The 12,779-nt window shown below is 60.7% G+C and carries 17 protein-coding genes; 8 read left to right on the forward strand and 9 right to left on the reverse strand.

Going from position 1 to position 12,779, the window contains the following annotated elements:
• Positions 1–69 precede the first annotated feature (69 nt).
• Entirely contained in the window at positions 70–1,359 is a 1,290-nt protein-coding gene (locus V8G57_RS24335; protein ID WP_342831562.1) for an MFS transporter, read from the forward strand.
• 49 nt (positions 1,360–1,408) lie between these two features.
• Here V8G57_RS24335 and pdxR read toward each other — a convergent pair whose 3' ends face one another.
• Positions 1,409–2,836, reverse strand: a complete 1,428-nt coding sequence (gene pdxR, locus V8G57_RS24340) for a MocR-like pyridoxine biosynthesis transcription factor PdxR (protein WP_092400514.1) — start codon at positions 2,834–2,836, stop codon at positions 1,409–1,411.
• Between the two features lie 115 nt (positions 2,837–2,951).
• Here pdxR and V8G57_RS24345 point away from each other — a divergent pair, with 115 nt between their 5' ends.
• From V8G57_RS24345 to V8G57_RS24360, 4 genes are all read left to right on the forward strand, one after another.
• Positions 2,952–3,389 (forward strand): carboxymuconolactone decarboxylase family protein, encoded by a 438-nt coding sequence (locus V8G57_RS24345; protein WP_342831564.1) that lies wholly within the window; start codon positions 2,952–2,954, stop codon positions 3,387–3,389.
• A 71-nt stretch (positions 3,390–3,460) separates the two neighbouring features.
• Positions 3,461–4,216, forward strand: coding sequence for an SDR family oxidoreductase (locus tag V8G57_RS24350; protein WP_342831566.1), 756 nt, complete (start codon positions 3,461–3,463; stop codon positions 4,214–4,216).
• A 76-nt stretch (positions 4,217–4,292) separates the two neighbouring features.
• Positions 4,293–4,745, forward strand: coding sequence for a GNAT family N-acetyltransferase (locus V8G57_RS24355; protein ID WP_342831567.1), 453 nt, complete (start codon positions 4,293–4,295; stop codon positions 4,743–4,745).
• Positions 4,742–5,353, forward strand: coding sequence for an FMN-dependent NADH-azoreductase (locus V8G57_RS24360; RefSeq protein ID WP_342831568.1), 612 nt, complete (start codon positions 4,742–4,744; stop codon positions 5,351–5,353). The genes V8G57_RS24355 and V8G57_RS24360 overlap by 4 nt, the downstream gene beginning before the upstream one ends.
• 153 nt (positions 5,354–5,506) lie before the next feature.
• Here V8G57_RS24360 and V8G57_RS24365 read toward each other — a convergent pair whose 3' ends face one another.
• On the reverse strand, positions 5,507–5,671 hold the full coding sequence (locus tag V8G57_RS24365; protein ID WP_254785196.1) for a hypothetical protein: 165 nt from the start codon (positions 5,669–5,671) through the stop codon (positions 5,507–5,509).
• Here V8G57_RS24365 and V8G57_RS24370 point away from each other — a divergent pair.
• Both V8G57_RS24370 and V8G57_RS24375 read left to right on the forward strand, forming a co-directional pair.
• On the forward strand, positions 5,670–6,485 hold the full coding sequence (locus V8G57_RS24370) for a polysaccharide deacetylase family protein (RefSeq protein ID WP_342831569.1): 816 nt from the start codon (positions 5,670–5,672) through the stop codon (positions 6,483–6,485). The two genes, V8G57_RS24365 and V8G57_RS24370, sit on opposite strands and share 2 nt — an antisense overlap.
• 60 nt (positions 6,486–6,545) lie before the next feature.
• Positions 6,546–6,851 (forward strand): NIPSNAP family protein, encoded by a 306-nt coding sequence (locus tag V8G57_RS24375; RefSeq protein WP_092400502.1) that lies wholly within the window; start codon positions 6,546–6,548, stop codon positions 6,849–6,851.
• Positions 6,852–6,864: 13 nt separating this feature from the next.
• On the opposite strand, the gene arsH is transcribed toward V8G57_RS24375, so the two are convergent.
• The 6 genes from arsH to V8G57_RS24405 form a co-directional block, all read right to left on the reverse strand.
• A complete protein-coding gene (arsH, locus tag V8G57_RS24380) occupies positions 6,865–7,587 on the reverse strand; it encodes an arsenical resistance protein ArsH (RefSeq protein ID WP_342831570.1) in 723 nt (240 codons plus the stop codon).
• Positions 7,568–7,999 (reverse strand): arsenate reductase (glutaredoxin), encoded by a 432-nt coding sequence (gene arsC / locus V8G57_RS24385; RefSeq protein ID WP_342831571.1) that lies wholly within the window; start codon positions 7,997–7,999, stop codon positions 7,568–7,570. Before arsC ends, arsH begins: the two co-directional genes overlap by 20 nt.
• 45 nt (positions 8,000–8,044) lie before the next feature.
• Complete coding sequence (gene arsB, locus V8G57_RS24390) at positions 8,045–9,112, reverse strand: ACR3 family arsenite efflux transporter (RefSeq protein ID WP_092400496.1); 1,068 nt, start codon at positions 9,110–9,112, stop codon at positions 8,045–8,047.
• 23 nt (positions 9,113–9,135) lie between these two features.
• A complete protein-coding gene (locus V8G57_RS24395; protein WP_342831572.1) occupies positions 9,136–9,477 on the reverse strand; it encodes an ArsR/SmtB family transcription factor in 342 nt (113 codons plus the stop codon).
• A gap of 97 nt (positions 9,478–9,574) precedes the next feature.
• Positions 9,575–10,036, reverse strand: coding sequence for an SRPBCC family protein (locus V8G57_RS24400; RefSeq protein WP_092400539.1), 462 nt, complete (start codon positions 10,034–10,036; stop codon positions 9,575–9,577).
• A gap of 65 nt (positions 10,037–10,101) precedes the next feature.
• Entirely contained in the window at positions 10,102–11,037 is a 936-nt protein-coding gene (locus tag V8G57_RS24405) for a LysR family transcriptional regulator (RefSeq protein ID WP_092400492.1), read from the reverse strand.
• A gap of 111 nt (positions 11,038–11,148) precedes the next feature.
• Here V8G57_RS24405 and V8G57_RS24410 point away from each other — a divergent pair, with 111 nt between their 5' ends.
• Positions 11,149–12,006: an NmrA family NAD(P)-binding protein gene (locus tag V8G57_RS24410; RefSeq protein WP_342831573.1), complete on the forward strand. Its 858-nt coding sequence runs from the start codon at positions 11,149–11,151 to the stop codon at positions 12,004–12,006.
• Between the two features lie 186 nt (positions 12,007–12,192).
• On the opposite strand, the gene V8G57_RS24415 is transcribed toward V8G57_RS24410, so the two are convergent.
• Entirely contained in the window at positions 12,193–12,639 is a 447-nt protein-coding gene (locus V8G57_RS24415; protein WP_092400488.1) for an Lrp/AsnC family transcriptional regulator, read from the reverse strand.
• Positions 12,640–12,779 lie beyond the last annotated feature (140 nt).

Here is a 12,779-nt window from a genome sequence, read left to right on the forward strand (position 1 = left end):
CAAAGCGATACTTGCCGCAAGCGCATAAATCGGCACATAGCCAGCGCATATCGTTACAGGAGAATCAAGATGGCCTTATCCGCTATTGCCGCCAATGCAACATCTAATAATCGTCGCCATCGCTGGAAGGTGCTGGGCGTCGGCGTCGCCGCCAACGCCAGCTTTTCAGCCGCCTTCAGCGGCATTCCGACCACTGCCGTCCTGATACGCTCGGGTTACCACCTGGGCAATGCAGAACTGGGACTGGTGCTGGGCCTGATGGGTCTCGGCATCGCTTTAAGCGAGCTGCCCTGGGGCTTGCTGACCGACCGCTGGGGTGACCGTCCGGTGCTGTTGTCCGGCCTGGCCGCTACCGCGGCGGCGCTAGCCCTGATGGCTTTGTTTGTTGCGCCCGCCCCAGGCCATGTGCCGGGCCTGCCGCTGCTTGGCGCCGGCCTGCTGCTGGTCGGCCTGCTCGGCGGCAGCGTCAACGGCTCCAGCGGCCGCGCGGTGATGACCTGGTTCGGCGAAGAAGAACGCGGCATGGCGATGAGCATCCGCCAGACCGCGGTGCCGCTGGGCGGCGCCACCGGCGCCCTGATCCTGCCGGCGCTGACCGCGCATGCCGGCTTTGCCGCCGCGTACGGCGTACTCGCCTTGTTCTGCGCAGTGACGCTGTTTTTCACCTGGCTCTGGCTGTACGAGCCAGCCGCAACCGGCGCAGACAAAGCGCATGCGGCCCAGCATCCATCAACGCCGGCGCCATTGAAGGATCGCCAGCTGTGGCGCATCGTCGCCGCCATCGGCATCCTGTGCGCGCCGCAGTTCGCGATCCTGTCCTTCGGCACCGTATTCCTGCACGATTTCAGCCACGCCGGCATCGCCGCCATCACCGTCGCCATGGCGACGCTGCAATGCGGCGCCATGGCCATGCGCGTATGGAGCGGCCGCTGGACCGACCGCAAGCGCAACCGGCGCGAATTCCTGCGTTTCTGCACCATCGCCAGCGCCATCGCCTTCGCAGCGCTGGCAGCGCTGGTGACGCTGGCCGGCCAGTTGCCTAGCGTCGGCCCAGTGATGGCGACGCTGCTGATCGCCATGCTGGTGCTGACCGGCGTCAGCGTCTCCGCCTGGCATGGCGTTGCCTACACCGAGCTGGCGACCATCGCCGGCGCCCGCAGCGCAGGCACGGCGCTGGGCATGGCGAACACCAGCGTGTTCGTGATGTGTTTCCTGACGCCGCTGGCGATCCCGCACATCCTCACGTTCGGCAGCTGGCCTGCAGTGTGGCTGCTGGGCAGCGCATGCGCGTTGACCGCCTTGCGGTTTTTCCCAAGGCCCGTGCAGGCGGCGCCGGCTGGCGTGCCTTGCCCGCAATGACAGCCGCCGGTAAAAATTGAAAAGACCGGCTTCAGGCGCCGGCGCGGCGTTATGCCATCGCCTGCTTCAGTTTCAGCGCCAGGCGCCTTGCCTCCTTCTCATCGATGACATTGGCAAAGCCCAGCAGCAATCCCTGCCGCGGCTTTGCATCGATGTACCAGCGCGACAAAGGATGCACGCCCAAACCGGCAGCCTGCGCATGGCCTGCCAGCGCAACGTCGTCTTCGCGATCGGCCAGCTGCGCCAGTATGTGCAGGCCGCCCGGCTGCAAATCGATCCGTATCCGGTCGCCCAGTATTTCCTGGAAAACGCGTGACGTCACCGCACGGCGTTCTGCGTACAACAAGCGCATTTTTTTCAAGTGCCTTGAGAAATGGCCTTCCGCGATAAAGTCGGCGACGCCTGCCTGGAACAGGTATGGGCAGCCTGCCTTCAGGTTGTAGGATGCGGCCTGGAAGCGTGCAACCGCACTGGCCGGCGCCACCACATAAGCCAGCCTTAATCCAGGAAACATCGCCTTGCTGAAGGTGCCGCTGTAGATGACGCGATCATTGCGGTCCAGGCTTTTCAGCGCCGGCAGCGGCCGCCCCTGGTAACGGAACTCGCTATCGTAGTCATCTTCGATAATCCAGCTGCCAGCCTTGCTGGCCCATTCCAGCAGCGCCATCCGGCGTTCCAGCGACAGCGTCACGCCAAGCGGGCTTTGGTGCGACGGCGTAACGATCGCAAATTTTGCATACGGACTGAGGCGCTTGCCGGCTTCGACCATCAACCCGTGTTCATCGACCGGCACCGGCACCACCTTGAGCGCCGCATTCTGCAGGAACAGGCGCGCAAAGATGTAGCCGGGATCTTCGAACCATAACGCATCGCCGGCGGTGGAAAGGCTGCTGAACGTCAGTTCCAGCGTGTCGCGCAAGCCGGTCGTGACGAACACCTGCTCCGGCAGGCAGGTCACGCCGCGCGAGACGCCCAGGTAAGTGGCAATCCTTTCACGCAAACGGTCGTAACCGGCAGGGTCGGGATAAGCCAGCCGCGCCGGTTCGCTGCCGCGCAGGCGATGCCCGACCAGCCGGTTCCACACCTTGCGCGGAAATGCGTCGAGCGCAGGCAGACCCATCTGCAGCGGCTTCGGCGCCTTGCCGTCGTGCTCGACGATGACCGCATGCGCTTGTCCGGCCACGGCTGCCTGCGGCTTGAGGACAGCCGGCGGCGGCAACGACGGCGATACCACGGTGCCGGCCGCGCCCCTGACCTGCAGATATCCCTCGTCCGCCAGGATCCGATAAGCCATTTCCACCGTGCCGCGCGCCAGGTTAAGTTCGGTCGCCAGCGCCCGAACTGCCGGCACGCGATCCCCCGCACGCAGGTTTCCCTGCTCGATCGCGGTCTTGAAACGCTGGCATATCTGCAGGTACATGGGCAATTCCAGGGTGCGGTCGACCTGCAGGTCCAGGTCAGGCTTGGCGGTTTTCATGGACTAGTCCTTTTTCAATTTCTTGGCCCTTCTGATATGGCCATGATTCTCGCATACTTCACCTTAAGCAAGCATCGATTCATCCACTTCGATTCACCTGACCAAGGAGCTTCAAATGCAAAACCGTCTCGATTTCTACAGTGCCGGCAAAGACGCCATCAAGGCATTGATCGGCGTTGAAAACCAGATCAACAAAGGCTCGCTGGACATCCTGCTCAAGGAACTTGTCCGCCTGCGCGCATCGCAGATCAACGGCTGCGCATTCTGCCTCGACATGCACGTTACCGACGCCCGCAAGGCTGGTGAATCGGAACGCCGCATGGCTACCGTCGCGGCATGGCGCGAAACGCCGTTCTTCAGCGAACGCGAGCGCGCCGCGCTGGAATGGACCGAATCGCTGACGCTGGTTTCGCAAAACCACGTGCCGGATGCGGTGTGGGAAGCAGTCCGCCCGCATTTCACCGATACCGAACTGGTCGAACTGACATTGCTCGTGACCTCGATCAACAGCTGGAACCGCTTTGCCATCGCGTTCCGCAAGATGCCGGAGTAATTATCGGCAGCTTCTGCAATTCGGCTCGCCAACCTGTCGCCCGCTGATGGGCACACCTTGAAAGGTATCGCATGAAAATCCTCATCATCGGCGGCAGCGGTCTGATCGGATCGAAAGTCGCCGCCAACCTGCGCCAGCTCGGTTACGACATCGTGGCCGGCTCGCCAAGCACCGGCCTCGACACATTGACCGGCAAGGGATTGGCGGACGCGGTCAAAGGCGCTCAGGTCGTCATCGACCTGAGCAACTCCCCGTCGTTCGAAGACAAGGCGGTGCTCGCATTCTTTGAGACATCCGGCCGCAACCTGCTCGCCGCGGAGCAGGCCGCCGGCGTCAAACACCATATCGCGCTGTCGGTCGTGGGCACCGAACGCATGCTCGGCAGCGGCTACTTCCGCGCCAAGATGGCGCAGGAAAACCTGGTCAAGGCATCGAAGGTGCCGTACACCATCGTGCGCTCCACGCAGTTCTTCGAATTTCTCGGCGGCATCGCCCAATCCGGCACGGTCGGCAACCAGATCCGCCTGTCGCCGGCGCTGGTGCAGCCGATTTCATCGGACGACATCGCGGCCATCGTATCGGACACGGCGCTGATGCAGCCGATCAACGGCACATTCGATGCAGCCGGGCCCGAGAAGGTCGGGCTCGCCGATTTGATGACACGCTACCTGGACGCCCTGGGCGACAAACGCATCGTCGTCGCGGATGCCGGCGCCGCGTACTACGGCACCCAGATCAACGATCAATCGCTGACCCCAGCCGGCGATGCACGCCTCGGCGACATGGGGTTCGCGGCGTGGTTCAGCAAATCGCAAGCGGCTCGATAAACCGCAACGCGTACAGCGGCTCGCCCTCGCTCCATCGGCACAACGATAGAACGGCGCCAATTTTTTGGAGAAATGCATGCAGTCCCAGGTAGAAATAAGACACATTGAAAGCGACGTAGAGGTGGAGGCATCGTTCCCGGTGATGAAGGAATTGCGGCCGCACCTGAGCGATCGCGCAGCATACGGCGCACAGATCGCGCAGCAACGCGCGCAAGGATATCGCTTGCTTGCGGCATGGCGCGATGGCGCAATCGTCGGACTTGCCGGCTATCGGCTGCAAGACAATCTGCTCTACGGCCGTTTCATCTACGTCGATGACCTGGTGGTGACAGCCTCCTTGCATCGTTCCGGTTTCGGCGAACGCCTATTGCAGGCGGCGCGGCAACGGGCTGTCGCATTGCACTGCAAACATTTTGTATTGGATACCGGCCTGCACATGGCGCTGGCGCAACGTTTTTACTTCCGGCAGGGGCTGCTTGCAAAGGGCATGCATTTTGTCGAACCACTTACACAAGGAACAACCACATGACACGCATCTTGTTATTGAACGGCGGCCCGCACAGCGATGCGAGCCATGGCTACCGCCTCGCAAGGGAAGCGATTGCAGCATCGGGCATCGACAACGTACAGGTCACCGAACGCGACCTGGTGAAGTCGCCCCTGCCGCCAATCGGCCGCGACTACGCCATTGCCGTCACTTCGCAAGCGGCGCCGGATGCGAAAGAATTCGACTGGTCGGAACGCCTGATCGCCGAACTGGAACAGCACGACATGCTGTTCATCGTCACCCCGATGCATAACTTCACCGTGCCCGCCGCGCTCAAGCTGTGGATCGACCATGTGATTCGCATCAACCGCAGTTTCCACGCGACGCCGCAAGGCAAGGTCGGACTGATGAAAGACCGCGCGACTTTTGTACTGGTCAGCTCTGGCGGCTTCCATGTGGGAGAACGGGCGAAACAGGCCGACTTCCTGACGCCGTACTTGCGCTATGCGCTGGCGTCGATCGGCATCAGCGATGTGCATTTTTTCCCGCTGCAGGGACTGGTATTCGGCTCGGAAGCAGTGGCCCAGGCGGTGGATGAAGCACGTCGGCAAATGTCTGAGAAATTGTCACTGGCCGGTGCATGCCTATAGGCGCAAGACTCACAAAGACTCACGAGGCAAGATCCGATGCGCGTACTGCCTTGTTCCAGGCGGTCGCCGTAACTGTAGATGTTTGTAACAGCTGGCTGGCGGCGCAGGTCGAGGGCGTATCATTGACCCCGCATCACACCCTGACATCAACTATTACCTTACCATCCGCCGCCTCGTGTCCTCGTTTTCCGTTTCATTCATGCCATTGCGCAGCGTAATTTCCAGCTCGGCGCAGCATGTCAAAAAGATCATTTCCTGTTTGGTCGTGGCTTCCGTGACGATCGGCGCCGCAGGTTGCGCCATTGAACCGGTTCCCATGTCGCCTCAAACTGCCGAGCGATTGAAATCCCAGCCGCCGATCCGCTTCCTGTTGACTTTCGACGATGGCCCGGCCAGGCCAAGGAACGACAATCCGACGCTGTCCATACTGGACACGCTCGCGCGCAATCCGCTGCAACCCGGCATCAAAGCCCTCTTTTTTGTGCAAACCCGTTCGTCCGGCGCCGGCGAGACGGACTTCGGGCGCAGCATATTGCGGCGTGAAATCGACGAAGGCCATTTGCTTGGCTTCCATACCGCCACGCCGCATCACGCAAACCATCGTTTCCTTGACCCCGCCGTATTCGAGCAATCGCTGGACGACGGCGTCGCCGACATTGCATCCATCCAGGGCAGCGCGCCGACGCTGGTCCGCCCGCCGTTCTGGAACTATGACAAGCGCACTTTTGCGATTTACCAACAGCACGGCTTGCATATCTTGCTGACGGACCTGAGCGCCAACGACGGCAAGATATACGGCTTCAAGGCCAGCCCGACAAGACGCTCCCACATGCTGCACCTGTTGGCCGGCGTGCGTGAACGGATTGCCGCGGGCGAGTTGCCGGAGGTCGATGGCAGCATCCCGGTGGTGGTGACTTTTCACGATATCAACAGCTACACCGCCGACCACATGGCGGAATACCTGCAGATACTGATGGATTGCGCGCGTGCGGTCCAGCTGCCGACTGCAGCCAAGCCGTTTTACGACGACAAGGGCGCGCTGGAGCGTGCCGCCCTGGCAAGAAGCATACGGGACGGCGCCCAAGCCGCCCCTTTGCCCGGATTCTGGAACTGGCTGTGGGAATTGATATAAGCAACCGTTGTTAGCCGGCGGCACAGCAGCTATAGTTGCGATTTGCCGACAAGGACTCTCATGGTTACCTGCTACCTGCGTTACATCATCGATCCATACAAGCTCAAGGAGTTCGAGCACTACGGGAAAATCTGGATTCCGCTGGTAGAAAAATTCGGCGGGATACACCATGGCTACTTCCTCCCCTCCGAGGGAAGCAGCAACGTGGCGCTCGCGATGTTCACGTTTCCCTCGCTCGCGCTGTATGAGGAATACAGGACCAAGTCGATGCAGGATGCGGAATGCCAGGCTGCGTTCAGGTATGCCGAGGAAACCCGTTGCATCCTCAGCTACGAACGCAGCTTTTTCCGCCCGGTCTTCAAGTAAGGCCAGGCGCTTTTCAAATCTGCTTCTGGTTCACGCGCTTGCCGAGTTCTTCGGCGCTTTCCCTGCGCTCGCTGTAGCGGTCGACCAGGAATGAAGAAACATCGCGGGTAAGCAAGGTGAACTTGAACAGCTCTTCCATCACGTCGACTACGCGTTCATAATAAGACGAAGGTTTCATGCGGCCTTCGTCGTCGAACTCCAGGAACGCCTTGGCAACCGAGGACTGGTTAGGAATCGTGATCATCCGCATCCAGCGGCCCAGTATGCGCATCTGGTTGACCGCGTTGAACGATTGCGAGCCGCCGGATACTTCCATCAGCGCCAGCGTTTTTCCCTGCGTCGGCCGCAGCGCGCCGATGGACAAGGGAATCCAGTCGATCTGCGCTTTCATGATGCCGGTCATGGCGCCATGGCGTTCGGGCGAGGTCCAGACCATGCCTTCGGCCCATTGCGCCAACTCTCGCAATTCCTGGACTTTAGGATGGCTGTCGGGTTCGCCGTCAGGCAACGGCAATCCGTGCGGATCGAATATGTGAACTTCGCCGCCCATCGCTTCCAGCAAGCGCGCAGCCTCCTGCGTGAGCAAGCGGCTATAGGATCTCTCGCGCAGCGAACCATATAGCAGCAGGAAACGCGGTGCGTGCGATGAGCGCCCGACCTCCTCAAAGTCCGATGCAAGCGGCGTACGAAAGAGTCCTGCGTCAACGTTCGGCAGCTTAATCAGATGTTGTGACACGGCGCCCCTCCGAATCAATGACGACTTCGCCGTCTTGCTTGGTGAACGGTCCCTTTTGCGGCAACGGCAAGATGTCGAGCACCAGTTCGGACGGGCGGCACAGGCGAGTGCCGTTTGGCGTAACCACAAATGGCCGGTTGATCAGGCTCGGATGCGACAGCATGGCGTCCAGCAAATGCGCGTCTGTCAGGCCTGGCGCGTCTAGGCCTAGCTCTGCATAAGGCGTCCCCTTTTGCCGGATCGCCGCTCGCACCGTCAAGCCTGCATCTGCAATCAGCTTGGCCAGTGTTTCCAGCGACGGCGGCTGCTTCAGGTATTCGATCACTTCAGGCTCGACACCGGTATTGCGTATCAACGCCAGCGTGTTGCGAGACGTGCCGCATTCGGGGTTGTGGTAAATCGTGATGTGCATGGTTCGACTTTCTTGAAAGCCGGCAGCCGGTCTGCCGGTCGTGGATCAGCGGCCTTCGTACCAGCCTTGGGTGCGGTTCACGATGCCGACAATCAGCAGCATGACAGGCACTTCGATCAGTACTCCGACCACGGTGGCAAGCGCGGCGCCGGATTTGAAGCCAAACAGGCTGATCGCCGCCGCCACGGCCAGCTCGAAGAAATTCGACGCGCCGATCAGCGCAGAGGGACAAGCGATGGAATGCTTCTCGCCGACGATCTTGTTGAGCCAATAGGCCAGCGCGGAATTGAAAAAAACCTGTATCAGGATAGGAATCGCCAGCAATGCGATGACCAGCGGCTGCTCGATGATCGCATTGCCCTGGAATGCAAACAGCAGCACCAGGGTCAGCAACAGCGCCGAAACCGACCATGGCTGGATGCGTTCCATCAGCTGGTCGAAGCTGGCCTGGCCGCGGCGCAACAGGGATTTGCGCCAGATTTGCGCGATGATCACTGGAACGACGATATATAAAACCACTGAAGCCAGCAGCGTCGCCCACGGTACGGCGATGCTAGAAACGCCCAGCAGGAGAGCGACCAGCGGCGCAAATGCGAACACCATGATCAGATCGTTCAGCGCCACCTGCGACAGCGTGAAGTACGGATCGCCGCCGGTGAGGCGGCTCCACACGAACACCATGGCCGTGCACGGCGCCGCCGCCAGCAGGATCAGCCCGGCCACGTAGGAGTCCAGCTGTCCGGCAGGCAGGTACGGCGCGAACCAGTGGCGGATAAACACCCAGGCAAGCAAGGCCATCGAGAACGGCTTGACCGCCCAGTTGATGAACAAGGTCACGCCGATACCGCGTACATGCCCCTTGACCTGGTTCCAGGCAGAGAAGTCGATCTTCAGCAGCATCGGGATGATCATCACCCAGATCAGGAGACCGACCGGCAAGTTCACCTTGGCGATTTCGAGCGCACCTATCGCTTGCACCCCGGCAGGGAAAAGCTGCCCGAGCAAAATGCCGGCAACGATGCATAACGCCACCCAGACAGTCAGGTAACGCTCAAAAAAATTCATGGATCCGGACGCGGCGCGTTTGCCGATAACTTCGCATTGGACTGACATCGGCGCCTCTCAGATAAAAACCGTCATGACGACGCGTCCTCGGCGACGTTGCATGCGGGACTGCAGGTGGTCATGCAGGGATTCCCGCCGCAACAATTTTCGGTGAGAAATGCCAGCAATTGATTCATGGTGGCGAAGTCGGCGGAATAGATCACGAACCGCCCTTCGTTGCGCGACGCCACCATGTCGGCATGGAACAGTTCCTTCATATGGAACGACACGGAGGATGGCGAGATGCCTGTGATTTCCCCGATTTTTCCGGCGGGCAGCCCTTCGGGCCCGGCCTGTACCAAGGCGCGGAAGATCGCCAGGCGAGAATCTTGGGCAAGCGCCGCAAGGGCGGCGACAACTGATTTTGTTTTCATATTTCAATTATAGTTGAAATATTGAATAAATTAAGGGTTTTCTGCTCCCATAACGCAGGCAGACGGCCCCCTGCCCGTCTGCCTGCCTCCATCCGAACTAGGATGCCGCAACATGCTTTTCGATATTCTTCATCTGCGCATCCCAACCGCCGCTGTTCATGCTGAACGCTTCCTGGCGCCGCGCAGCCGGGATATTGTCGAACCCGGATTCGACCACGCGCAGCAAAGTGCCCTCCTCGACAGCAATCAGCTCGAACACCACCAGCGTGGTCGGTTCCTGCGAATAGTCGACGGCAGCGTCAACCGCATAGGGATGCCAGCGGAAAGACAACAAGCCTTCCGGCTCCACGCGATCGATCACCACGTTCCAGGCCAGGTGTTCGTAGCCTGGATAAGTGATCTGCCCCTGCACGGCCTGGCCGGCGGCGAAAGTTTTTCCCTTCAGCGCCACGCCGAACCAGCCGCCGAATTCCTCGGCGTGCGATAACGCGCGCCAGACCCGCGAACGCGCGGCCTTGAGCACAATTTCTCTTTCAATCCGATCCGTAGAATTATTTATATTCATTTGTCACCTCCTGGCTGCATATTAGTCCAAGCCGGGAAAATGCAGCCATAAAATTGCGCTCATTTTTTACCCGGTCCGGCGCCGGCTCCGACCGCACACAAACCAGTCACAAATTCCAGGAAAGCCGTCACCTTGGCCGGCGCCAGGTGGCGCGACGGATACAGGGCATAGAGGGGAAACGTCTCGTCAGGCCAATCCGGAAACAGTTCGACCAGCCGCCCTGATTGCAAGGCTTGCTCGACTCCTAGTTCAAACACCTGGGCAATCGCATGCCCGGCCTCGCACACGCTATACAGGGTGCCGGCGTCGTTGAGAATCAGCCGGCCGTTGGTGGCAATCGTGACGCGCTCGGCGCCGCGATGGAATTCCCAGGGAAACGGCCTGCCCGAGATGGAATCGCGGAATTCGATGCAGATGTGCTTGCCGCCTTCCAGCTCGGCGGGTGTTCGCGGCCGGCCGTAACGCTCCAGGTAGGCTGGCGCCGCCACCGTCAGGACCCGCGTCTCCAGCAGTTTCCTGGCGACCAGCGACGACGATGCCGGATAGCCGAAACGCAGCGCCAGGTCGACGCCGTCGGCCACCAGGTCGCCGAGCTGGTTGCTGGTGAACAGCTCCAGCCGCAACTCCGGGTAACCCTCCATGAAACGGTCGAGCGCAGGCCCGAGGACGAGGCGGGAAAAATACGGGTCGATATTTACGCGCAAGCGCCCGCGCACCGCTTTCGCGCTGGCGGCCGCGCCGTCGGCGGCCTGCTCCAGGCTGGCCAGCAAGGGCGCGATCTCCTGGTATAGGCGGCGCCCTTCATCGGTGAGCGTGACCGAACGCGTGGTGCGGTCGAACAGGCGGATGCCGAGACGCTTTTCGAGCCGGGCAATCGCTCGGCTGACGCCGGACGGAGTCATGTCCAGCGTCTCGGCGGCCTGCACGAAGCTGCCGCCGTCCACCACCGCCGACAACACTGCCATGCCGTTGGCCAGACGCCCATCGAAGCTCATTGATGATTCCTCGTCACTTATTCAATGACATTCATGCTATCGGAGAATTGCAGCCAGCGCCGCATACTTCTCGCCAACGCGACAAAAGTCGCCTTCAACAGGAGCAACCAGATGTATGCAATCACAGGAATCAGCGGCCAGGTCGGCGGCGCGGTGGCACGTTCTTTATTGGCCGCGGGGCAACCCGTGCGCGCCGTGGTGCGCAACGCCGGCAAGGGTGGGGCGTGGGCGGCGCAAGGGTGCCAGGTGGCGCTGGCGGAAATGAATGATGCGGCAGCGTTGCAAGCGGCGTTTACCGGAGTCGAAGGGGTGTTTATCCTGCTCCCTCCCATTTTCGCGCCGTCTCCCGGATTCCAGGAAACGCGGCGCACCGTCGCCGCACTGCACCAGGCGCTAGCGGCGGCCCGGCCCGCCAAAGTGGTCTGCCTGTCGACCATAGGCGCGCAAACTGAACCAGAGAACCTGCTCACCCAGCTGCAGATCATGGAACAAGAGCTGGGCCGCCTGGATCTGCCGCTGGCGTTCCTGCGCCCGGCCTGGTTCATGGAAAACGCCTTGTGGGACATCGCCCCCGCGCGGAGCACCGGTGTGATCCCGAGTTTCCTGCAGCCGCTGGACAAACCGGTGCCGATGGTCGCCACGGCCGATGTCGGACAGGTCGCCGCCGAATTGCTGCTCGAACAGTGGCAGGGCAAGCGTGTGGTCGAGCTGGAGGGTCCGCAGCGGATAACGCCGAACCAGATCGCGGCGACTTTTTCCGAGCTGCTCGGCAAGCCGGTGCATATGGAGGCCGTGGCGCGGGATGAATGGCCTGCCGTCTTTACTGCTCAAGGCTCAGGTAACCATGCGCCGCGCATGCAGATGCTCGACGGCTTCAATCAGGGCTGGATCGCATTCGCCGGGCCGGCGCGCAAAGGGGCGGTGCCGCTCAAGACGGTTTTAAAGGATTTGCTGGCGGCCAACGGATAGCAAGTTTTTCCCGGGCAAAAAAAACCCGCCTGACCTTGCGGTAGCGGGTTGAATCCAAACCTTAGGAGGTGTTGGAGGAGACAGGTGTAACTATATGGCAGCGCAGCATCGGTGTCTGCTTTATTATTCGTATAACTGTTATAGATAAAACACATATCTGCTGCACTGCAATAGTGCTCCTTTGCCCTAAATCGGACCGCGATCGATGCGCTTGCTGAGGATGATCGAGGTCGAAGTATGGCGCACCCCCTCCATTGCACCGATCTGGTCCAGCAGGCGGTCCAGCTCATCGGTGGATTGGCAGCGCAGGGTCAGCATGTAGTCGATCACGCCGCTCACCGCGCACAGGGTTTCCACCTGCGACATCTGTTGCAGCTGCTGGACCAGTAATGGTGCATTGCGGGAGTCAATCGAGATGCCGACGTAAGCACGCACTGCGGGCTGGTAAAGCCCGAGGTCGAGACGTACGCCGTAGCCGGCGATCACGCCCTTCTTTTCCATCGCCGCCAGCCGCGCTATGGCGGTGGTCCTGGCAATCCCGACGCGCTTGGCGACGGTGGCCATGGACAGGCGCGCATCGTCCATCAGCAACGCCAGGATTTTGTGGTCGACTTCGTCCAGTTTATCTCTCATCGCTACAATCCATCTTCAATATTCGTCAATATGTATCATTATTGTACATTTCGACGACTATTTACACTCTATTATCTGACTTCACTCGAATTTACAATGGTTGCAGCAGCAACATTGACTAAAACGACAAGCGAGTGACG

Origin of the sequence: Collimonas rhizosphaerae, assembly GCF_038896935.1 — a bacterium.
Lineage (GTDB): Bacteria > Pseudomonadota > Gammaproteobacteria > Burkholderiales > Burkholderiaceae_D > Collimonas > Collimonas rhizosphaerae.